Below are 22,096 nucleotides of genomic sequence, written 5' to 3'. Positions count from 1 at the left end.
AAGACACTCATTCATCGTCTGGTAGCTTAGCAATCCAGCATTAAAGCATCGAATTTTGATACTTTTTTAAAATCATCCAAAAATAGGACAGAAAAAATATCCCATAGAGGCACAAAGATTATTGAAGTTCTTCGACACAGACAAATACCACAGACCAGAATCCATCACCCTGACTGGCCAGTCACGCCACTAATGTTATTTCAGGGGGCAAACCAACCGGGTGCTGTCAGAACGGCAGCAACAGCCCCAAGGCCGCTGCGACAAAAATCAGCAACGCCCGGTCCAGCAGCTTAATGGCATTCAGAATCTGCCGTTCATCGGCCGGCTGAGTGCCGCCATACCAGGGTTTCTCTACCGTTACACCATGATAGATGGCCGGGCCTCCCAGACAGACATCCAGAGCACCGGCACCAGCGCTCATGACCGGTCCGCCATTCGGGCTCGACAATAACCGGGCATATCTGCACCAACTGGCGAAGCCGGCACGGGCATTGCCGGCCAGACAGTAGCAGACAGCACATAAGCGGGCGGGAACATAGTTCAGCACATCATCCATACGGGCGCTGAACCAGCCGAAGTAGCGGTAACGGTCATTTTTATAGCCCCACATGGCATCCAGGGTATTGGCCAGCCGATAAACGACGACACCAGGGACTCCGGCCAGCAGAAACCAGAAAATCGCGGCAAATATGCTATCGCTGCCGTTTTCCAGTACCGACTCCACGGTTGCCCGGGCACAACCGGCCTGATCCAGATGGGCACATTCGCGACTGACGATCATGCTGGTCTGATATCTGACCCGAGCCAGATCACCGGCCCTTATGGCATCAACCACCCAACGGCCATGCTGGCATAAACTCTTACGGCCGATGGCGAGATATAACAGCAGGATATCCATGACCATACCCAGCCACTGCGCCAATACAAAAGCCAGCAGCGCAATCGGCAATACCGCTACCATCCAGGCCAGCACTCCGGTCAGTCTGGCCCGCAGCGGCGATGACCCGGTTCCATAGAGCCGAGTTTCCACCCAGGTCACCCAGCGGCCAAAACCGACCAGTGGATGAAAACATCGGGGTTCACCCAGCAACTGGTCAATCAACAGGGCAATCACTATGGTCAGACTCACAGGATGGGCTCAAACGCTTATAGCTTCAGAACGGGGGCAGAATATTAACACGTATTGATGAACGTGCGTGGTCACCCTATATGGGCAAACCGCCCGGACTGAGTCCGGGCGTACCAATGATCAGTCTTTCCTACGGCCGAACAATCTGGCAATGATGCCACCAATCAGGGCAATGCCCACAATGATGAACTTTTTAAATACCAGCAACAGGGCACCCAGTTTGGCAAACAGCCCCATCTTGGCAGCGACTCCACCAGCCACCAGTGCCGCCAGTCCATACTCAGCGACGTGATCCACGCTGCTGTCAAAGTCTTCATAGCGATTACCCTGAGTAAAGTTGGTCACTGCAAGCAGATCCGGCATTTCGTGTTTGATGCTATCGATCTGATCCATGGTGGCCACCGCATTGAGCACCAGCACACCTTTGCGTCCAAGGATGCGGATGTTGTAGTTCAGGGAGTTTACATCGGCATCACTGGTGACATATTCCTTGGCCCAGTAAAACTTGTGAGTCTGCTGGTCGTAGCGTGGAGGTTCCGCCCAGCCGATCAGGGTCATGGCACCATAGCCCGCTTCTTCACGCTGCTTGCTGGCTTCACGACTGTCCGCCATCATGCTTTTGAGCAAGTCGTTGTAATCAATTTCGTCAGCATCCTTATCACTGACATAACCATCATCCATGAAGGTGATCACCACCCCCCAGCCTTCATAATCGAGGGGACTGACATTGGCAGGAATGATCATACCCAGGGTTTCATTGCCGGGCGGGTTCCCCCAGCCATCCACCAACAGCCGTTCGGTGTTCTCCGGATCGATATACAAAAACTGATCAGATAAATTCATGGTGGCAATGTTGCCGGGCAAAGAGATCTTGCCAGATATGCCATGCAGTGAGGCAACAAACTCCTCCGCCGTCATTAAATCGGTACCGTCTTCGGTAATCGTATCCGCGGCAACGCTCTGATCAGAGGGAATGACTTCAGCCGGACCGGGTTCGACCAACGTGCCTTCCGCAGCCTCCACCATGGAATCCTCGGCAAAACTGTTGAACGCCAGTAATGATGCCAGCAATAACAAAAATTTATTCATATGAATGTCCTTGAGAGAAAAGAACCCGGATAACCAGACAGTCCTTCGGGTCGCTGGATGAGCAGGCAGTTGATGCGGTTACCACAGTCATGACAATTCGGGAAAAACCGCCACTCAACAACCTGTTGGGGCGGCTTCAGAGACGGGGCTAACTGCACAATCCACTCCCTGAACGATATAACGCCACAATAAAGGTGGATTTATACGGTTTCAATTGCCTGGACGCAAATGAATATTCGCGCATCATCAACAGTTATCGAGCTACTTATTCAAGACAGCAAGCTGCGGCAAAAAACGATGCATGGCCATCAGGGCTTCTGCCAGATCACTCTCGGTAATGGCTTCCGCCGGGTGATGGGAAATACCTTTTTCGCAGCGCATGAACAACATCGCCATGGGGCAAATCTGCGCCATCACCATGGCATCATGGCCGGCACCACTGGGCAAACGATGAGCCGGCTCACCAATGGCGCTGGCGAGCAGATTCGTCAGTTGTGGATCACACTGCACCGCCGCCGCCGAATGAATCTGGGTCCAGCTGATTTCCAGACCGCGTCGCTGACAGAGAGCCTGTGCCGCGCCCTCGATATCCGCCAGCGCCTGATCACGCAGTTGATCATCCTCGCTGCGGATATCCAGACTGAGTTCGACCCGACCGGGAATGACATTCACGGCCCCCGGTGCCGCCGAGATTCTGCCCACGGTCGCGACGATGCCAGTATCACGGGCAATGCTTTCGATTACCTGCATCAGCTCTGCCGCTCCCATCAAGGCATCCTGGCGCAGCTCCATGGGAACCGTACCGGCATGGCCGGCCATACCACACAGTTCAATATTAAAACGGCGGGCCCCGGCAATGGCAGTTACCACACCAAGGGGCAGATCCAACCCTTCGAGAACCGGTCCTTGCTCGATGTGAAATTCAAAATATCCCAGCAATTGCTGTGGATCCACGGCGGCCTGCGAAATCGCTTCAAAACTGGAGCCGAATTGTTCCAGCGCCTGCGGCAGAGTCAGTTCGCCATCGCTGAGTTCACGCCATTGTTCCGGCCAGGAACCGGTCAAAGCCCGGCTCCCCAACAGCGTGGTGCCAAAACGCACCCCTTCTTCGTCTCCGAATCCAACGATATCGAGATGAAAGGGAAGCGCAATTTGATGCTGTTGTAACCAGGCAACCAACGCCAGAGGAGCCAGCACACCGACAATACCGTCATACTTGCCAGCATTGGGAACGGTGTCGAGATGGGAACCGATGATCAAGGTTCTGGCTTCGCGATTGGAACTTGCAAGCCGGCCCCACTGATTGCCGGCAGCATCCTGCCAGGTGTTCAATCCGGCCTGCTGCATCCACTGTTGCACCTGATCATTGGCGCGACGGTGTTCCGGCGTCAGATAACGCCGATCGACAATGCCTGCGGTCTGGCTGATGCCCGCGAGGATATCGCAGCGCTGCAGTACCTGTCTGGCCAGTTCCAGTGCGGTGGCTTGATTCAGTTCCGGCCAATCAGCCACGCTCATACACCTCAAAGGCTGCCTGGACACCACCGCCGGCAGGTGCCTGATAACCGGCACGACGCAACACCTGCTCAAGGGCAGACAGAGTGGTTAGCACAGCATCTTTACGGGCGTTGTATCCCATCGTACCGATACGCCATATTTTGCCGTGCAGGGGACCAAAACTGGTGCCGATCTCAATATTGAAATCCAGCAGCATGGATTGTCTGACCTGCTCGCCGTTGACGCCCTCAGGGATGTAGACACCGACGACGTTGTTCATTTTGTGTTTGAGATCGCCGAACACCTGGAGGCCAAGACCCTGCACACCCTGCAACATGGCACGGCCGTGCAGCTCGTGCCGGGAAACGCAGTTTTCCACGCCTTCCTCGACCACCAGTCGGGCACATTCACGGGCACCGTAGAGCATGGTAGTGGCTTCGGTATGATGATTCAGGCGTTCTTCACCCCAGTAATCCAGCAGCATGGGCACGTCAAAATAGTTGGACAGAATGCGTGGCCGTTCGCCGGCCTGATGCTGCGCAGTGCGGATACCGGCTTCCACATGCTGGCGTTTACGCACCTCAGCCACATAACGATCACTCAGGGTAATCGGTGCCGATCCACTCGGACCACCCAGACATTTCTGCAACCCGACAGAAACCGCATCCAGATGCCACTCATCCACCAGCAGCGTATTGCCGACCACCGAAGCGGTCGCATCGCAATAAAACAGGACTTCATGGCGACGACAGATCTCACCGATTTCCTGCAACGGCTGCAACATGGTGGTAGAGGTATCGCCCTGCACGGTAGCAAAGACTTTGGGGCGGACTTTGCGAATTGCCTGTTCGACCTGTTCAGGATCGACGACCTGTCCCCACTCCACCTCAATGGTATGAATCTCGGCCTGCGCGCGTTCACAGATCTCCCGGAGCAGATGACCAAAACGACCAAACACTGGAATCAGCACTTTGTCGCCGGGCTCCAGAATCGACACCAGCACCGCTTCGATACCGGCTCTGGCGGTACCATCCACGAGCAGCGTCCACTGGTTCTGGGTCTTGAATACCTGCCGGTACAGCGCCATGGTTTCGTTCATATAACCGGTCATGACCGGATCGTACTGGCCGATCAACTGATTTGACATGGCCTGCAACACGCGCGGATCAGCATTGATCGGGCCCGGGCCCATCAGTAAACGTGGCGGTGGATTGATGATTTGACTGGACATATTGATCCCCTATAACACCAGTTGCAGCAACATACGAACACCCGTCACCATAAGCGCGACGGCAAACACTCTCTTTAACTTTTTCTGATCCAGCTTCTGCGCCAGGGCAGCACCCATCGGCGCAAACAACACCGTCAGCGGCACGATACAGACAAATGCCACCAGGTTAACCAGACCATAAGTAAACTTCGGCGCATCCACCGGGGTATTGGCAGCCACCAGCAAGGTCAAAGCGCCCGGCAGGGAAATAATCAGCCCAACCGCCGCCGCGGTTCCAACTGCCCGATGGGCCGGATAGTTGCAGGCAGTCAGGGTTGGTACCGTGAGCGTGCCGCCACCGATGCCCACCATGGTGGAAAAGAAGCCAATGCAGGTGCCCATGATGCCCTGACCCACACGGCCCGGCAGTTCGTTCTTTAACGGTTTGGCACCGGCCCGGAACAACATGTTCAACGCCGACAAGGTAGCAATAATGCCGAACAGCGCGGTCAGATAAGTACCATCCACCTGAGTCACCATCAGACTGCCGGCCATGACACCGATAAACACAAACACCACCCAGTATTTCAGCAATGCAAAGTCAACATTGCCATTGCGCGTGTGAGCACGAATGGAACTGACAGAGGTGGGAATAATGGTCGCCAGCGACGTGGCAGTGGCGATGATCTGGGCGGAGTCAGCGCTGACTCCAAAGCCCTGAAACAGAAAAAACAGTACCGGGACAATGACGATACCACCACCGACTCCGAGCAGACCGGCCAGCAGGCCGGCAAAAACGCCCGTTACCGCCAGGGCGAGAAATTGAGGTAAGAATTCCAAGATTTACGGCTCCGATTAATGTTCTGGCAGTGTCGGGTTGATCAATCTCACCTGTCTGCACTGCCGGCAACAGGTGGGATATCTCACTGGATCAGAGCAGCGCCATCACTTCTCGGATCACTGGCAGCTTCCACCGAGCCACTGTCGGAGTGATACACGACCGCGCCGGCATGCCCCATCAGTTCAGTCTGATCTGCCACGATCTGCAATTGATGGCCTTTGGCCTGCAAGGCATCGGCGACTTTATCCGCCAGACTCTGCTCCAGTTTCAAATCATGATTCTGTTGTCCCCAGGAACGACCCAGCAGCCACCTGGGCAAAGCAATGGCGTCGGCCAGCCCCAATCGTTCGAAGACATAACGATTAAAGAGCGCCGCCTGAGTCTGTGGTTGACCTTCACCGCCCATGGTGCCATAGGCCATTCTGCGGCCATCATCCAGCTCCGCATACGCCGGATTAAGGGTATGAAACGGACGACAGCCTGGTTGCAAGGCATTGTGATGCTGAGGATCCAGAGAAAAGGAAATGCCCCGGTTGTTCCAGTGCACACCGGTTTCCGGCAGTACCACGCCACTGCCAAACTCCCAGTAAATACTCTGAATATAACTGACCATGCGCCCCTGCTGATCCAGTGCGCCCATCCAGATGGTGTCACCTGCGGCACTCGGTCTGGGCCATGGCAGCGCCTGGTTGGGGTTAATATTGCTCGCCAACTGTTCCAGGGTCGCTTCCTGCAACAGCTCATGATAATCCTGGCTTAAACGTGAGCGATCGGTCACTAACCGGTCGCGCTGTATGAATGCCTGCTTGGTACATTCCACCAATAGATGCACCTGTTCGGCCTCACTCATGCCCTTGCGACGAACCCGGTCATACAGCGCCAGTATCAACATCGAGGCAATACCCTGAGTCGGGGCCGGAAAGTTAAACAGCGTGCCCTGACTGAATCTGACCGACAGCGGCTCCACCCATTGGGCTTCATAGCGTTCAAAATCGCTGCGGCGAATCAAGGAACCGGTATCGGCCAGTTGCCGACTGAGAGAGAAACCGATGTCACCGTGATAAAAGTCTTTCAGACCGGCCCGGGCCAGATGATCAAAGGTATCCGCCAGAGCAGCATTGGTGAGGGTTTGATTCACCGCCGGAATACCACCATCCGGACCATAAATCGACTGATAGGCACTGAAATCCTGAAACTCCGGAGCCACCTTGGTACAGGCATTCACCAGACTCTGGGTAACCCGGACACCCCGGCGGGCAGCATCAATCGCGGCTTCCAACAACGCTGACAAAGGCAGCGCTGGCTTCCAGCTGGCAGACAATTGCAAGGCCTGACGCCAGCCATCGATGGCACCGGCCATGGTAATACAGCTGCGGCCGCCACGGTTGGGAATCCCTCCTTCCTGAGCATACGCGTTCAGATCGGCGGCCTGCGCCGCCGTTCCACAGGCATCCAGCGCTCTCGGGAGTTTCCCCGGCTCACTGATGACCCAAAAACCATCGCCACCGATACTGTTCATATGTGGGTAGACCGTCGCAATCGTTGCGGCTGCTGCGACCATTGCTTCAATGGCCGTGCCACCCTGTCGAAGAATGGCCATCCCTGCTTCCGATGCCTGAGAATGAGGCGCGGTAAAGGCAATACTCATCAGTAGATGCTCCGATTAATGCTGTTGGTTGTCGGTAAACTGTTGGGCCAGTTGCAGTAAGGTTGTGTCCTGTCCGCACCGGGCCAGCAGCGAAAAGCCGTAGCGGCCGCCATTTGCCAGAGTCAGTGCCGGAATATGCAGCTGCGGCCAGCCGCACAGACCGGCCGGTGCCGTCAGCCCCATGACTTTGATCCGATAGGCGGCCATGTCTTCTGCCGACAAGGTCAGTAATGGCGACAATCCAGGCGCGGTTGGCCACAACATCACGCCCGCTTCCGGCAGCCAGTGTTGCATATCCGCCCGGATCTTCGTCAGTTGCTGTTCTGCCTGCTGTTCCTGTTGTTCGGTCAACTGCGAGGCCCAGACAAACCGCTCATGAATATCGGCGCTGAAACGAGGCTGACAGCGAGTGATCCATTCGCCGTGCTGACGCCAGATCTCGCGCCCCTGCAAGGTACGAAAGACCGTGCTGCATTCTGCCAGCCAGGGCCAGTCCGGACCTTCAATAACGGAATAATTCCAGGCTTCGGGCAGACAACGCTGCACTGCTTCGGCATAGTCGAGCCCATCCCACAATCGTTTTGGCCACAACCACTGGGGCTCAGACTGAAGACGTTGCGATGGCAACAGACAACGGCCAACCGCTGCCAGGGTCTGCGCATCACGACACATCCAGCCGACGGTATCGAAACGCGGTGCCAGAGCGACGAGATCAGCCGTAGAAATCAGGCCATGGGAGGGCCGTAATCCATATAAGCCGTTATAGCTCGCCGGGATACGAATGGAACCACCGGTATCGGTACCGAGACCGATATCAATCTGGCCGCTGGCCGTCAGAGTGGCACTGCCACTACTGGAACCACCCGGGAGACGATCCGGTGTGGCCGGATTGACCGGCGTGCCATAGTGCCCGTTCACGCCATTAAGGCTGTAGGCCAGTTCGTCGGTCAGGGTCTTGCCGATAAATCTGGCACCGGCGTGCATCAGAGCTTCCACTACCGGGCTGGTTTGTTGGGGAATGTCATGGCTGTTGAGCCAGTCCGGATTGCCCGCCGAAGTAGGCAGTCCCTGGATGTGAAATAAATCTTTGACCCCCAGGGTTAATCCAGTCAACGGACCTTCGCCAGGCAACAGATAATCAGGTTGGTAAAGTAGGAAATCGGGTTTCATCATCACGTAACGTTTGTTTCCTTTTCTAGAATATTATAGAAACATTTGTTTCTTGCAACTGTTTTCCCGGCACTCATGAAGAAACATTTGCGGTAACGGCTGTTGCAAACATCCGTCAGAGATCCAGTTCATCCAGCTCTTCATAGAGGGTTTTGATCTGCTGTATCCGCTTCAGGGAGCCAGCCCGTTCGGCAACAGTATTCACCAGCCGGGATATCAGACTGAACACCACACTGTAGTTATCCATGGGTTGTTGGGCACCGAGCGGACAGATCACCGTGGTCCCCACCCATTGGCCATAACCGCTGCCGGTGGGATCGGTCAGCAGCACCAGTTGCTGCTGATCCAGCTGGCGGTTCAACCCCTGAATCAATGGCTTGAAGGATTTGATGCGGCGGCGGAACCCCATGAGAATCACCAGATCCCGGGAGCTGATATCCACCATGTCTTCCGCCAGCGTCTGGCCGGCAGCCGGCAATAGTGACACTCCGGGACGCAGCTGTACCAGCTGCTGACGTAAATGGCGGGCTGCCGGGTAACCATTGCGGAATCCCAGAATATAGATATTTTCGGCCGCCAGAATCGCATCTGCCAGCGCACTTTCCTGATGATCAAAATCTTTGTGGGCCTGAACCAGATTCTGCCACTCTTCCTGCAATGCCTCAGGTGGAGTGATAGAGGTCAGTTGCACCGGTACACCCGACTCCCGGCTGGATCGCATTTCCAACCGCGCGGCCATGTGATCGTCATATCCCAGGGAACGAAAAAAACGACTGACGGTCGCTTTGGAGACACCGGCCATGGTGGCAATTTCGGCCACCGAATGACTCACCACAATGTGCTGATTCTGCTCCAGTAATACGGCAATCTTCCGCTCTGAAGGCGATAATCCCTGCCAGCTGTTTTCTATCCGTCGTTGCAAAGACATAAGCGACCTCTTGAAACATTCGTTTCAGTATCATGGCAGTTTATGAACCGGCAGGCAAAGTCCTTCTGTGCTTCAAGCCTGTGGTGCCCGGTGTTAAGCTCACTCGGTCCCGATAACTGAGTATCTCTCCATGGCCGACCCACACATTAAAGAAAAGCTCGATCACTGGGATATCACGACGGTGATTCTCTATCGAAGCGGCCTGAGCCTGGCGCCGCTGGCGCTGCTGCTGGCAGTGATATCAGCAGACTACACCGTGCTCAGCCATTGGCTGCTCATGGCGGCGGTGACCTTGTGTTGTTTTTCCCTGCACATATACGACAAAAATATTCGGTTGATCGTTCAGGGTTGTGGATGGCTGGCCTTGCTGCTGACCCTGGCCTCGGCTTATGGGTCGACAAAGGTGTTTGAGCTGCTGGGTGCCGGTGCTGCCTATCTGGTGCTCGGAGCACTCTGCTTTAAAGAAAGTTTCTGTTTTAAAATCCCGTTCCTGCGTCTCATGCCGGCGGTGTTTGCGGTGGACTGGCTGATGCGGGTCAGCGGCTGGTCAGATGGTTACCGGCTGCTGTTGCTGGTGACGGCCATAGCCCTGATCATTCTGGCCATTGCCAAATGGCGAATGCCGTTGCATTTTGATATCGGCGATAAACGCAACTACCAGTTGTGATGCACGGCGGCCGGAACCGCCGTGTCGGTAACAAATCATAATCAGATGGTGCCATCCCAACTGTTGCGGATTTTCCCTTCTTTGGCCTCTGCTTCTGAGAACCAGTGACTGGTAACGGTTTTCAACTCAGTGAAAAACCGCACACCGTCAGCTCCCATGGCGTGAAGATCGCCGAAAAACGAATTCTTATGTCCAGTGAAGCCGAAAATTCCCAGCGGCACCGGAATCCCCACATTCACGCCGACCATGCCACCATGAGTGCGTTTACTGAACTCACGGGCATAATAGCCAGACTGGGTATAAATCACACTGCCATTGGCAAACTCATTGGCATTCATTAACTCAAGCCCTTCCTCAAAGTCCTTGACCCGTTTGATGCACAATACCGGGCCAAAGACTTCTTTATCTCCGATGGACATTTCCGGGGTCACATGATCGAACAGTGTCGGCCCGAGATAGAAGCCATCCTGAAAACCGTCCACGGCAACGTCGCGGCCATCGACCACCAGACGGGCACCTTCGGCCACACCCTGATCGATCCACTGGCGAACAAACTCACGATGATCGGCATTGATGACCGGCCCAAGCTGGCTGCTCTTATCCCAGGCAGGACCGATTTTGATCGCCTTGATCATACGGGTCAGGGCCGCTACGAGTTCATCGGCCACAGCGTCTTCAACCACCACAGCAGGCAAGGCCATACAGCGTTCACCGGCACAACCGAAGGCTGAGTTCATAATACCGGCAGCGGTTCTTTCTATCGCCGCATCTTTTAACACCAGGGCATGGTTTTTGGCTTCGGTCAGCGCCTGTACTCGCTTGCCGTGAGCAGCCGCAGTGGCATAAATATGCTTACCAACCGTGGTGGAACCGACAAAAGAAACCCCTTTGATATCGGGATGCGTCAGCAGAATTTCAGCTTCATTACGGGAGCAGGTCACCAGATTGATCACGCCAGCGGGCAACCCGGCCTGTTCCCACAACTCCAGAATACGAATCGCACTCTGAGGCACATAACTGGCTGCTTTCAGCACCAGCGTATTACCGGTTGCCACACACATTGGTGCCATCCAGCCCATAGGAATCATGGCCGGGAAGTTCCACGGAGCGATACCGGCGAATACCCCCATCGACTCCATGAATTGAACCGTGTCGTAACCGCTGGTGACGTTCATGATCGCCGGCCCTTTCATCAAATGCGGAATACCACAGGCAAATTCAACGACCTCGATAACCTTCAGCACGTCCCCTTTGGCTTCGTCCCAGACCTTACCGTTTTCCCTCGCAACCAGCTCGGTCAGTTCATCAAGATGCTGATCCAGTAAAGACTTCAACCGAAACAATACCTGCACCCGCTTGTTCGGCGGCGTATCCGACCAGGCAGGGAATGCTGCCTTGGCGGCCGCAATGGCCTGTTCCACCTCAGCCGCGGTGCATTTGGGTGCCAGGGCAATGACTTCACCTGTGGAGGGGTTGTAGCAATTCATGTATTCGCTGGTACGGGATTCATGCCAGCCAGCCGCATAATATTTCAGTTTGCGCGGGACATCATTTGTCATAGCAATCTTACCTTCGGTGTTTTTTAGAACAAATAGTCTAAATTAATAAAAAATAGAAAACATGTTCCAACAAGCCCCCTATTAAATTATTGCTAATTCATTTGATGCATATCAGTTTAAAGCCAAAAAGTAGTGGACAGCTTTCCTGTAGAGCTGATGTGCAGAATACCTAATTTGGTCTAGGCTCATATAACTGTTAGATAATTGTTCCGCTGGTAGTGACACACATTCAAACCTCGAACGTGTGAAGAAGAATGTAGAGGTATATGCAATGCGACAGAACTTGCCAGTAAAAGATCAGGAAGTTGTTTTGGCAGAGGGTGAAGAGCTGGTATCAGCTACCAATACCAAAGGACAGATTAGTTTCTGTAATGAAACCTTTTTAAAAATATCTGGCTTCAGTCGTGAAGAACTGATCGGCCAGCCTCACAATATTGTTCGCCATCCTGACATGCCGCCCGCTGCCTTCAACATGTTGTGGGATGCAATCAAGGCCGGAAAGCCGTGGATGGGTCTGGTCAAAAACCGGTGCAAAGACGGCCGTTACTACTGGGTGGATGCCTATGTGACCCCCATTCTTGATCACGGCAACGCTGTCGGTTTCGAATCGGTTCGTTTTAAACCATCGAAAGAGATGGTCTCCCGGGCAACCGAAGTTTACCGGCGTGTCAATGCCGGCAAAACCATGGCCACCTGGTGGCAACGCTTTAAAGCCCAGGTATTGGCCACCTTCACATTGACTGCAGGGCTCTTCATTCCGCTCTCAAGTATTTCTATCTACCATGGCGAAATAAGCGTGGCAGCTTTTGGTTTCGATATTGCCGTCAGCGTGTTGGCTGCCCTGGTAACCGACTTTGGTTATCGCCGCCGGCTACGCAAGTTGATTGCCTCCATGGGCGATATTGATCTGTTTGCCACTTACATGTATACCGGTCGAACCGATGAAATCGGTCAACTCAGATTCATGCATCTGGCCAATAAATCCCGTTTGCGAACTGCTCTGGGGCGGTTCGGTGCATCCGCTCATGATCTTTCCCATTTCTCAGACCTGACGGCCGAACAGGTCAGGTTGACCCAGCAAAGTATGTCCAGGCAGCGCGAGGAAACCGATATGCTTGCCACGGCCATTCACCAGATGGCTCAGGCGATTAACGAAGCAGCACATGGTGCCAGCCAAACCTCGCTGTCTACCCGCGATGCCAAGGAAGAGGTTAGCAGTGGCGTAACTGCACTGAGCCAGGGCAACCAGTCCATGCAAAAATTATCCGATACCGTTCGTGCTCTGAGTGAGTCTTTGACTCAACTGACTGCAAACAGTCAGCGAATTTCAGACGTGATTGAAGTGATCCGAAGTGTTGCCGAACAAACCAATTTGCTGGCCCTGAATGCCGCCATTGAAGCTGCCCGTGCCGGTGATCATGGTCGCGGTTTTGCAGTTGTGGCGGATGAAGTACGTACCCTGGCACAACGCACCCAGGAATCGACTCAACATATTGAAAGCATCATCAATAGTCTGGCCCAAACCTCTGATGGCGCATCTCAGGCCATGGATATGTGTCAGCAAATGACAACAACCAGTGCTGAAGAATTGCGCCGGATATCCACTACCTTTGATGACATTCTGAAGTCGGTCAATGCCATTGAGGAGATGTCGGTACAGATTGCCACTGCAACAGAAGAACAATCCAATACTGCCAATGAGATCATGACCAATACCGGCAATATCGTTAACATTTCCAGCCAGGTTGAAGAAGAGGCCAACAAATCTGCCCATTTGGCCCTTCAAATCAGCGATCTTGCCAAGAAGCAGTTTATGCTGGTTGAACGCTTTAATTCTTAACCAACATACTGCTTCAGACACAAAAAAGGCCTTCAATTGAAGGCCTTTTTATTGAGCGATGACGGATAATCAGTCGGTTTTCATCAGATTGGTATGCAGCTTTCGGCGATTACCTCCGAACAGTTTCATGACCAGCACAAAAAAGACCGGGACGAAAAAGACCGCCAGCACGGTCGCTGCAATCATGCCACCAAGAACACCTGTACCAATGGCGTTACGGCTGGCAGCACCAGCACCAGTACTGATAGCCAAAGGCAGAACTCCCAAACAGAAGGCCATGGAAGTCATCAGAATTGGCCGCAAGCGCATACGACAGGCTTCAACCGTAGCCTTTAGCAGATCCTCACCCTGGTCATAAAGGTTCTTGGCAAACTCCACGATCAGGATGGCGTTTTTGGCTGACAGCCCGATCGTGGTCAGCAGTCCGACCTGGAAATAAACGTCATTGGACAGATCGCGCATGAACGCAGCGACAATCGCACCAAATACCCCCAGCGGTACGACCAACATGACCGAAAATGGAATCGTCCAGCTTTCATACAACGCTGCCAGACAGAGAAACACCACCAGCAGAGAAATCGCATACAAAGCACCAGACTGAGAACCGGACTGGCGTTCCTGATAAGACACCCCGTTCCACGCCAGGCTGACACCTGCCGGCAACTTCGCCACCAGATTTTCCATAGCTGTCATGGCATCACCGGTACTCTTACCAGGCGCTGCAGCCCCTTGAATATTGACTGCTGACAAGCCATTAAAACGCACCAGTCTCGGTGAACCATAACTCCAGTGGGTTTGGGCAATACTGTCAAAAGGCACCATTTCACCGGCACTATTACGAACATGCCACAGACTCAGATCCTCCGGATTCATCCGATAAGGCGCATCTGCCTGCACATAGACTTTCTTAACCCGGCCACGATCAATAAAACCATTGACGTAATTCGAGCCCCAGGCCGTAGACAACATGGAATTGATACTTGAGGCAGAGACCCCAAGAGCCATGGCTTTTTCATAATCGACATCGATATTGAACTGAGGAGTGTCTTCCATACCGTTCGGACGCACAGCCATCAGGCTGGGATCCTGTGAGGCCATACCCAGTAACTGATTACGCACGGCAATGAGCTTTTCATGTCCCAGATTGCCGTTGTCCTGAAGGTAGGCATCGAAACCATTGGCAGTACCCAGTTCCGGCATCGCCGGCAGGTTAAAGACATATACCTGAGCTTCCTTGATCTGCGATAACGCGGCCCAGCCCCGACCGATAATGGCATTAACTGACATCGCCGGATTGTTTTCCCGCTCCTTCCAGTCTTTCAGCTTGATGAACAGCATACCCATGTTCTGGCCTTGCCCGGCAAAACTGAAACCTGCGACATCGAAAACGGCGTCAATGCTCTGTTTTTCGGCGTTGAGGAAGTGCTGTCGAACCTTCTCCATGACCTCCAGCGTACGTTCCTGTGTCGCTCCAGCCGGCAATTGCACCATACCCAGAATCACCCCCTGATCTTCTTCCGGCAAAAACGATGTCGGCAGACGCTGCCACAGAACCGCCAGACCGGCGATAATCAACACATAAACCAGCAGATAACGGAAAAACTGACGGACGCCTTTCGAGACCATCCACTGGTATTTATCCAGGCTCCAATCGAAACCGCGGTTAAACCAGCCAATCGGTCCACGGCGAATACCATGATCACCTTTTTTGACCGGCTTCAGAATTGATGCACACAGGGCCGGTGTCAGTACCAACGCGACCACCACCGACAGCACCATGGCGGACACAATGGTGACTGAGAACTGTCGGTAGATCGCCCCGGTTGCACCTCCAAAAAAGGCCATCGGTACGAATACCGCACTCAATACCAGCGCAATACCGATCAACGCACCGGTAATCTGTCCCATGGACTTGCGAGTCGCTTCTCGAGGTGACAATCCTTCTTCTGCCATGACCCGCTCAACGTTTTCAACCACCACGATGGCATCGTCCACCAACAGACCAATTGCCAGAACCAGACCAAACATCGTTAAGGTATTAATAGAAAAACCAAATGCCGCCATTACCCCAAAAGTACCCAGCAATACCACCGGCACCGCAATCGTCGGAATCAATGTGGCACGGAAATTCTGCAGAAACAGATACATCACCAGGAAAACGAGCGCAATTGCCTCGAACAGCGTCCGCACGACCTCCTCGATGGAAATCCTGATAAATGGAGTGGTGTCATAGGGGTACTTCACCTCAAGCCCTTCGGGAAACGAGGGTGACATTTCCGTCATGAGCTGGCGTACTGCGTTTGCGGTATCCAGTGCATTAGCACCGGTTGCGAGGCGGATGGCCATCCCGCTGGCCACCTTACTGTTATAGTGAGTGGAAAAACTATACGATTCACCACCCAGTTCGACCCGGGCCACGTCCTTCAAACGCACCTGCGAACCATCCGTATTGACTTTGAGCAGAATCTGCTTGAATTGTTCAACCGTTTGCAACTGTCCCTGGGCGGTAATGGTGATATTCAACTGCTGCCCTGACACCGCCGGCATTGATCCCAACTGCCCGACAGACACCTGGGTATTCTGGTTGGAAATAGCCGTGGTTACATCTGATGGCGTCAGACTGAAGCTGCTGAGCTTGTTCGGGTTTAACCATATTCTCATAGAGTACTGTGCACCGAACACCTGCACCTCACCAACACCATCAACCCGGCTGATGGGATCTTTGATGTTGGAGATCACATAATCAGACAGATCCGCTGAATTCATGGAGTTATCCGCAGAGATAAAACTGATCACCATCAGGAAGCTGGCGGAGGTTTTGGATACCTTTATACCCTGGGTACGCACTTCCTGCGGCAGCAATGGGGTCGCCAAATTCAGTTTGTTCTGAACCTGTACCTGAGCAATATCCGGATCAGTACCGGAATCGAAGGTCAGAGACACGGTAAAACTGCCCGAGGAGTCACTGGTTGCTGACATGTACAACAAATTGTCCAGACCATTCATATTCTGCTCAATGATCTGAGTAACGCTGTCTTCCAAAGCCTTGGCGGACGCACCAGGATAACTGCCGCTGATGCTGACCGTCGGCGGCGCGATGGAAGGATACTGAGCGATCGGCAACGACAGTATCGACAACCCGCCAGCCAGCATGATGACGATAGCAATCACCCATGCAAAAATGGGTCGATCAATAAAAAAACGTGACATGAATACTTACTCCTGCAGAGCCTGTGCCGGTTTGGCTATCACTACGCTTGCCCCAGGTTGTATTTTCTGCAACCCACTGACAATTACCTGATCACCCGCTTTGAGCCCCGAATCCACCAACCAGGAAGTACCGATTATCTGACTGACAACGATCGGCCGAACCTCGACTTTGCTCTCAGCATTTACCAGCATGACCTGAGCACCACCAGTGGGATCACGAGTTACCGCCACCTGAGGAACCAGAATGGCTTCTTCACGATGCTCAACCGGCACTTCAGCCCGTACGTACAACCCAGGCATCAGAAACTGATTGGTATTGGGCAATAATGCCCGTACCGTCACGGTACCCGTATCTTCACTGACAGAGACATCAGCAAACTGCATGGTGGCTGGCTGCTCAACCACGGTGCCATCATCCAATATGACTTTGATGCCGCTGAGTTGCTTGCTGTTTTCACCCGCCTGGCGACGCAGTCTAAGCAGGTCGGTACTGGATTGTGAAAGATCAACGTAGAGCGGATCAAGTTGCTTGATGGTCGCCATCGCAGAGGTCTGATTAGCGGTTACCAACGCACCTTCGGTGACCGTGGAACGACCAATCTGTCCACTGATCGGTGCTTTAACCTGAGTATAATCCAGGTTGATTTTGGCGCTTCTGACACTGGCCTGAGCCGCTTTTACAACCGCTTCAGCCTGGCGAAAGGACGCTTCGGCATCATCATTGGCCTGCTGGCTGACCATTTTGCGGTCCACCAGGCCACGGTAACGTTCTGCCTGCAGTCTGGCCGAAACCAGGTTGGCCTGGGCCTTGGCCAGTTCTGCTTCGGCATTGGCCAGAGTTGCTTCATAGCGGACTGGGTCAATCTGGTATAACACCTGTCCGCTTTCTACGGTACTGCCTTCAACAAACAGCCGTTTTAGTACAATACCTTCCACCTGAGGCCGGACCTCTGCAACCCGATAGGCACTGGTACGTCCGGATAACCGGGTGGTGATATCGAGAGGCTGGGTGCTGACCGTTATGGTCTCCACCTCAACAGCTGGCGGACCTCCCTGGACGCTGCCGGCTGCGTTTTTTTCCTCACTGCCACAGCCTGTGAGCATTGCCGCGCTGCTTAACAGCAACAGCGAAATATGCCAGTACTTGAAAGGTTTGATCTTAATCATGTGCCAATTTCCTCAGAAGTTGAATACGCTTTTATCAGGCCGTTGCATGCGGTCTACCCAACGCTCTGGGTCGTTGCAAAAAAAATATGTCAGAGGACAAACTTCCAGCAAAAATGCATCCCAAACCGCTATCCGGTTTACAAGCAATTAAAAAGCCGGGAACTTTACAGGTAGCTGCATAAATCATCCGGCTAAAGAACTGCCAACCTCGACAGTCCCATATCCGAAACAACTTAATTAAGCATGAAAAACAAATAGAGCAAGAACCTCACAACAGCAGTTTTTCATTATATATACATACATGAATGCATGTTAATATCATACTTCTTATAGAATACGTAAAGTAACCCCGGGATTGATTCCATGGCTCGAAAAACCAAAGAGGCTGCGCAGGAAACTTATCAGGCATTGTTGGATGCCGCCGAGAATGAGTTTTCCAGACATGGCGTCAGCGCCACAACATTAAATGACATTGCACTCGCTGCCGGAGTCACCCGTGGTGCTCTGTACCATTATTTCGGTGATAAGCAGGCACTGATTGCCGCGTTGATTGACCGTTGTTTCTATCCCATGGAACAACTTACATTATCACAGTGTGCAGAAACATCCATGCTTAAGAAACTGCATGTCTGCTGCCTTGCTTACCTTACCTTGATTGCCAAAGATCGTTCCGCCCAGAATGTCCAGACCATCACCATGCATAAATGCGAAATGGTGGATGCCCACGATACCATACATGAACACTATCGAAACCTTCGCAACGAAATATATCGGGAAATGAAACAGGACCTTGAACAAGCCATAAACTGTGGCGACCTTCCTGACCACATCGATCCTCATCAGGTTGCAGTGGCCTTGTTCTCCATTACCCAGGGGATAGTGTATGCGTGGCTGGCCGATCCTAATTACTGCGACTTGATCCGCGACGGCATGGCCGCCATTGATACGTATTTGGCCGGACTGACATCCCCCTTAATAAGCTAATGACAATGCGGCCATCACCCGGCAAGCATCAAAAAAAATACATTGAAAACCATCACATAAGGATCTGCCATGTCGGTACTTGCCATCCTGTTTTTTATCATTTTTGTGCTGATCCTGTTACTGCCGGCGATCATGGCCATGTATGCTGTGCATCAATGGCCAGTGTTTACCAAAAGACGCGGACCCAACTTAATCGCCATCGGTATTTTTATTAAGGTGCTGACCGCTTTGGAATTTATTCCGCAAGTCGTCGTCGCACGTCATTTCAATGCCGTACAACTGGCCAACTATTCACTGATCTCCAACTATGTCGTTGCAGGTATTAACTATCTTGCATTGCTGACTATGGCGATAGGTTTATTGTTACTGGGCAAACAATTGGCTGCTGCTGAAAAACAATGCAGAGATCAGGTCACGGCCACAAATACCATCGACTCTCAATTGTGAACACAAGGTCATGAGGCTTTTTTTCGGCTGCTACTGACACGCGGCTTCCGGGTGGTTTTGCGGCGACTGCGCCGAAAACCGGGCTTGTCAGTTTTGATGCCCTGAAATGCCTGAACATTCAAATTGCAGGCCTGGGTTACCAATTGTTGTAACTGACTCAGCATCGGCTGCATGAAGTGTTCGTAGTTCAGACTCCGTTCGCTGATGTCATTTAACTGTTTCTCCCAATGAGCAGTCATGTCCGGTACGGTTGTACTTTCGGGCAAGGTGTTGACCAGTGCCCGCCCCAGATCGGTCGCCCGGATATTCTTACCATCCCGTCGCAAAAAACCACGTTTAAACAACAGCTCGATAATCCCCGCCCGGGTGGCTTCTGTACCAAGACCATCAGTGTCTTTTAACACTTTTTTCAGATCGGGGTTTTTGACAAAGCGGTTTATACCGGTCATGGCGCTGAGCAACGTGGCATCGGTAAAATGCTGTGGCGGCTGGGTATGTTTTTCATCGACTACCGGATCACCACTCCACAGCTGCTGGCCCTTTTCCAGCGCAGGCAGCTTGCGGGCCGGCTCTTGGTCCTGCTTCGACGGAGTAGAGCTGCGGGGCATCGCCTGCTTCCATCCCGGTTGGATAGTTTCCCGTTCAGTGGCAATGAAACAGCCACCGGCAATGATCAGACTGACCCGGGTATCGGCATACTTGTACGGCGGATAAAACTGCAGCAGATACTGTCGCGCGATCATGCCATAGAGTTGTTTTTCGGCGGTGTTCAGTTGATTCACCGCCGATGTTTTTTCCGTGGGCACAATGGCATGGTGGGCTTCCACCTTGCTGTCATTCCAGGCTTTGCTGCGCAGGTTCAGATCGGCACCGGCGATGACACCGGCAAGATTCTGATCATGACAACCAACAGCCTTGACCACCTGCTGCCGGCGATCAAAATGCTCATCAGGCAGATAACGGCAGTCCGACCGGGGATAAGTAATCAGCTGGTATTTTTCATACAGATTCTGACAACCATCCAGAACCTGCTTGGCCGTCAGGCCAAACGCTTTGGCGGCATCAATCTGCAACGTTGAAAGATTATAGGGTAATGGCGCAGCCTGCTGCTTCTGCTTACGCTCCACCGTCTCAACCAATGCAGGCTGGTGCAGAATACGAGCCGCCACATTGTGTGCCAGTTTGGGATTCAGCACTCGCCCTTCTTCATCCTGATGAGCGCTACAGGCCTCACTCGGCTGCCATTTGGCGTAAAAACACAAAGGGTCCGCCGGGGTCAGATGAATAGCTGCCCGGACTTCGTAATAAGGTCGACTGACAAATGCATCAATCTCTTCATCCCGGCGCACTACCAATCCCAGTACGGGAGTCTGTACCCGACCAACCGACAGGACAGATTTCAACCCTCCCTGCTGTCCTTTGACCGTGCATGCACGCGTCAGATTGATCCCGTACAGCCAGTCAGCCCGCGAGCGCGCCAGAGCAGACACAGATAACGGCATAAAATCCTGATTGGGTTTCAACTGAGCCAATGCCCGGGAAACCGCCTGCGGGTTCAAATCGCTGATCAGCAGTCTGAGCATACTGTTGCGTTTGCCGGCGGGTACTTTCAGGTACGCAATCACCTCATCCACCAGTAACTGACCTTCGCGGTCCGGATCTCCAGCATGGACCAGTTGGTCGGCCTCTTTGACCAGCTTGCGCAATACACTTAACTGCTGCCGGGTCTGTGCCTTCGGCGTCAGTTGCCACTGCTCAGGGACAATCGGCAGGGTTTCCAGACTCCACTGCTTATAAGCCGGGCTATAGGCTTCGGGCTCAGCCTGCTCCAGCAAATGACCGATACACCAGCTCACCACATCGCCATTGGCGGCGCGTACGAATCCCTCGCCTTTACTGTGGGGTCTGGGCAGAACCGCAGCAATGGCCCGCCCGAGACTGGGTTTTTCCGCAATAATCAAACGCATAGAACAAACACTAAATACTGTACAAACGACCAGTATATGAGAGTTGACCGAGAAAACAAGCGAAGGCTGCAGGCTTGGAACAGGGACAGATGAATCACTGCCCTGCGGCGGTTTATCAAGTAAGGTCGCAGAAATATCACGCCATACCCCCTCTGGCCTATGGCTGTAATACAGGCGAGCCCTATTTGATCAACGGAACTTATTCGCCCAATCGGCATAAACGAAACCTTTAAAGCATCGCTATGAGTTTGTTTTTTTCAGGATTTGTCGCCACCCGCCGACACTCGAAAAACGTTCCGGCACGGCATAATAAGTTGCGTGAAACATAAAGTGGAACTCATTTGCAATGACAGCCTCGATGGTTCCTCAATATTATTAAAAACTCTGAAAATCACTGCTGCTTTTAAGTAAAGAGGTCTTTTTTTATGTGCCAGAACAGGCACACTCGTCAGGTGTTTTTTTGTGTGAGAGACTATCATGAAACCCAAAACGGTCATTGGTGCCATGACGCTGATTTTATCCAGCGGCATGTCACTGGCGGACAGAACATCCACCTCGCCCGACAGAGAAGAGATTGAAGCAGCCATCAAAGAATGCTCTGCCAGTGCCGACGGCGATCGGGACGCCATGGACAGCTGCATGAGCGCCAAAGGTTATTCAAAACCCAGCGGTCCGCCACCTGGTCAACAAAATAGCGAAACACCGCCTAACCCACCGCCCAAATAAACCGATATTGGCTGCCA

At 53.0% G+C, this 22,096-nt stretch carries 17 protein-coding genes; 5 read left to right on the top strand and 12 right to left on the bottom strand.

Translation table 11 applies throughout. The annotated features are described in order from the left end of the window. Nucleotides 1–226: 226 nt before the first annotated feature. The 8 genes from cbiB to YC6258_RS06010 all read right to left on the bottom strand — a co-directional run bounded on the left by cbiB (nucleotide 227) and on the right by YC6258_RS06010 (nucleotide 9,512). Nucleotides 227–1,129 carry an adenosylcobinamide-phosphate synthase CbiB gene (gene cbiB, locus YC6258_RS06045; protein ID WP_044616226.1) on the bottom strand — a complete coding sequence of 301 codons (903 nt, stop codon included), beginning with the start codon at nucleotides 1,127–1,129 and terminating at the stop codon, nucleotides 227–229. Between the two features lie 120 nt (nucleotides 1,130–1,249). Continuing rightward, on the bottom strand, nucleotides 1,250–2,218 hold the full coding sequence (locus tag YC6258_RS06040) for a DUF2167 domain-containing protein (protein ID WP_211264633.1): 969 nt from the start codon (nucleotides 2,216–2,218) through the stop codon (nucleotides 1,250–1,252). 261 nt (nucleotides 2,219–2,479) lie between these two features. After that, complete coding sequence (locus YC6258_RS06035) at nucleotides 2,480–3,730, bottom strand: allantoate amidohydrolase (protein WP_245627014.1); 1,251 nt, start codon at nucleotides 3,728–3,730, stop codon at nucleotides 2,480–2,482. Next, the gene (locus YC6258_RS06030; RefSeq protein ID WP_044616224.1) at nucleotides 3,723–4,946 is read right to left on the bottom strand and encodes a pyridoxal-phosphate-dependent aminotransferase family protein; all 1,224 of its coding nucleotides are present in this window, start codon (nucleotides 4,944–4,946) and stop codon (nucleotides 3,723–3,725) included. Before YC6258_RS06030 ends, YC6258_RS06035 begins: the two co-directional genes overlap by 8 nt. A gap of 9 nt (nucleotides 4,947–4,955) precedes the next feature. Beyond that, on the bottom strand, nucleotides 4,956–5,765 hold the full coding sequence (locus YC6258_RS06025; RefSeq protein WP_245627013.1) for a sulfite exporter TauE/SafE family protein: 810 nt from the start codon (nucleotides 5,763–5,765) through the stop codon (nucleotides 4,956–4,958). A gap of 83 nt (nucleotides 5,766–5,848) precedes the next feature. Further along, entirely contained in the window at nucleotides 5,849–7,414 is a 1,566-nt protein-coding gene (locus tag YC6258_RS06020; RefSeq protein ID WP_044616222.1) for a gamma-glutamyltransferase family protein, read from the bottom strand. 15 nt (nucleotides 7,415–7,429) lie between these two features. Next, the gene (locus YC6258_RS06015) at nucleotides 7,430–8,587 is read right to left on the bottom strand and encodes an amidase (protein WP_044616221.1); all 1,158 of its coding nucleotides are present in this window, start codon (nucleotides 8,585–8,587) and stop codon (nucleotides 7,430–7,432) included. Between the two features lie 112 nt (nucleotides 8,588–8,699). After that, nucleotides 8,700–9,512, bottom strand: coding sequence for a MurR/RpiR family transcriptional regulator (locus YC6258_RS06010; protein WP_044616220.1), 813 nt, complete (start codon nucleotides 9,510–9,512; stop codon nucleotides 8,700–8,702). A 130-nt stretch (nucleotides 9,513–9,642) separates the two neighbouring features. Between YC6258_RS06010 and YC6258_RS06005 the strand changes: the two genes are divergently transcribed. Continuing rightward, nucleotides 9,643–10,179 carry a DUF2301 domain-containing membrane protein gene (locus YC6258_RS06005; protein ID WP_044616219.1) on the top strand — a complete coding sequence of 179 codons (537 nt, stop codon included), beginning with the start codon at nucleotides 9,643–9,645 and terminating at the stop codon, nucleotides 10,177–10,179. A 41-nt stretch (nucleotides 10,180–10,220) separates the two neighbouring features. Here YC6258_RS06005 and YC6258_RS06000 read toward each other — a convergent pair whose 3' ends face one another. Next, nucleotides 10,221–11,738 carry a CoA-acylating methylmalonate-semialdehyde dehydrogenase gene (locus YC6258_RS06000; protein WP_044616218.1) on the bottom strand — a complete coding sequence of 506 codons (1,518 nt, stop codon included), beginning with the start codon at nucleotides 11,736–11,738 and terminating at the stop codon, nucleotides 10,221–10,223. Nucleotides 11,739–12,009: 271 nt separating this feature from the next. Between YC6258_RS06000 and YC6258_RS05995 the strand changes: the two genes are divergently transcribed. Further along, nucleotides 12,010–13,578 (top strand): methyl-accepting chemotaxis protein, encoded by a 1,569-nt coding sequence (locus YC6258_RS05995; protein ID WP_044616217.1) that lies wholly within the window; start codon nucleotides 12,010–12,012, stop codon nucleotides 13,576–13,578. A 69-nt stretch (nucleotides 13,579–13,647) separates the two neighbouring features. On the opposite strand, the gene YC6258_RS05990 is transcribed toward YC6258_RS05995, so the two are convergent. Together YC6258_RS05990 and YC6258_RS05985 are read right to left on the bottom strand one after the other, a co-directional pair. Then, nucleotides 13,648–16,788 carry an efflux RND transporter permease subunit gene (locus tag YC6258_RS05990; RefSeq protein ID WP_044616216.1) on the bottom strand — a complete coding sequence of 1,047 codons (3,141 nt, stop codon included), beginning with the start codon at nucleotides 16,786–16,788 and terminating at the stop codon, nucleotides 13,648–13,650. Nucleotides 16,789–16,794: 6 nt separating this feature from the next. Further along, nucleotides 16,795–17,955, bottom strand: a complete 1,161-nt coding sequence (locus tag YC6258_RS05985; protein WP_044616215.1) for an efflux RND transporter periplasmic adaptor subunit — start codon at nucleotides 17,953–17,955, stop codon at nucleotides 16,795–16,797. Nucleotides 17,956–18,318: 363 nt separating this feature from the next. Between YC6258_RS05985 and YC6258_RS05980 the strand changes: the two genes are divergently transcribed. Both YC6258_RS05980 and YC6258_RS05975 read left to right on the top strand, forming a co-directional pair. Beyond that, nucleotides 18,319–18,939, top strand: coding sequence for a TetR family transcriptional regulator (locus YC6258_RS05980; protein ID WP_044616214.1), 621 nt, complete (start codon nucleotides 18,319–18,321; stop codon nucleotides 18,937–18,939). A 69-nt stretch (nucleotides 18,940–19,008) separates the two neighbouring features. Further along, the gene (locus tag YC6258_RS05975) at nucleotides 19,009–19,386 is read left to right on the top strand and encodes a hypothetical protein (protein WP_044616213.1); all 378 of its coding nucleotides are present in this window, start codon (nucleotides 19,009–19,011) and stop codon (nucleotides 19,384–19,386) included. A gap of 8 nt (nucleotides 19,387–19,394) precedes the next feature. Here YC6258_RS05975 and YC6258_RS05970 read toward each other — a convergent pair whose 3' ends face one another. Next, nucleotides 19,395–21,353, bottom strand: a complete 1,959-nt coding sequence (locus tag YC6258_RS05970; protein ID WP_044616212.1) for a DNA topoisomerase III — start codon at nucleotides 21,351–21,353, stop codon at nucleotides 19,395–19,397. Nucleotides 21,354–21,830: 477 nt separating this feature from the next. Between YC6258_RS05970 and YC6258_RS05965 the strand changes: the two genes are divergently transcribed. Continuing rightward, nucleotides 21,831–22,079, top strand: coding sequence for a hypothetical protein (locus YC6258_RS05965; protein ID WP_044616211.1), 249 nt, complete (start codon nucleotides 21,831–21,833; stop codon nucleotides 22,077–22,079). Nucleotides 22,080–22,096: the final 17 nt, after the last annotated feature.

The organism is Gynuella sunshinyii YC6258, from assembly GCF_000940805.1.
GTDB classification, from domain to species: Bacteria; Pseudomonadota; Gammaproteobacteria; order Pseudomonadales; family Natronospirillaceae; genus Gynuella; species Gynuella sunshinyii.
Note: the sequence above shows the minus strand (reverse complement) of the source record. Positions and strands in the feature narration are given on the sequence as shown.

Bases quoted from the DNA above. Each gene is read 5' to 3' on its own strand.
- YC6258_RS06030 (WP_044616224.1), bottom strand. From the start codon at position 4,946: ATGTCCAGTCAAATCATCAATCCACCGCCACGTTTACTGATGGGCCCG.
- YC6258_RS06000 (WP_044616218.1), bottom strand. From the start codon at position 11,738: ATGACAAATGATGTCCCGCGCAAACTGAAATATTATGCGGCTGGCTGG.
- YC6258_RS06005 (WP_044616219.1), top strand. From the start codon at position 9,643: ATGGCCGACCCACACATTAAAGAAAAGCTCGATCACTGGGATATCACG.
- YC6258_RS06020 (WP_044616222.1), bottom strand. From the start codon at position 7,414: ATGAGTATTGCCTTTACCGCGCCTCATTCTCAGGCATCGGAAGCAGGG.
- YC6258_RS05995 (WP_044616217.1), top strand. From the start codon at position 12,010: ATGCGACAGAACTTGCCAGTAAAAGATCAGGAAGTTGTTTTGGCAGAG.
- YC6258_RS05975 (WP_044616213.1), top strand. From the start codon at position 19,009: ATGTCGGTACTTGCCATCCTGTTTTTTATCATTTTTGTGCTGATCCTG.
- YC6258_RS06040 (WP_211264633.1), bottom strand. From the start codon at position 2,218: ATGAATAAATTTTTGTTATTGCTGGCATCATTACTGGCGTTCAACAGT.
- YC6258_RS05990 (WP_044616216.1), bottom strand. From the start codon at position 16,788: ATGTCACGTTTTTTTATTGATCGACCCATTTTTGCATGGGTGATTGCT.
- YC6258_RS05985 (WP_044616215.1), bottom strand. From the start codon at position 17,955: ATGATTAAGATCAAACCTTTCAAGTACTGGCATATTTCGCTGTTGCTG.
- YC6258_RS06010 (WP_044616220.1), bottom strand. From the start codon at position 9,512: ATGTCTTTGCAACGACGGATAGAAAACAGCTGGCAGGGATTATCGCCT.
- YC6258_RS05970 (WP_044616212.1), bottom strand. From the start codon at position 21,353: ATGCGTTTGATTATTGCGGAAAAACCCAGTCTCGGGCGGGCCATTGCT.
- YC6258_RS05980 (WP_044616214.1), top strand. From the start codon at position 18,319: ATGGCTCGAAAAACCAAAGAGGCTGCGCAGGAAACTTATCAGGCATTG.
- YC6258_RS06015 (WP_044616221.1), bottom strand. From the start codon at position 8,587: ATGATGAAACCCGATTTCCTACTTTACCAACCTGATTATCTGTTGCCT.
- YC6258_RS05965 (WP_044616211.1), top strand. From the start codon at position 21,831: ATGAAACCCAAAACGGTCATTGGTGCCATGACGCTGATTTTATCCAGC.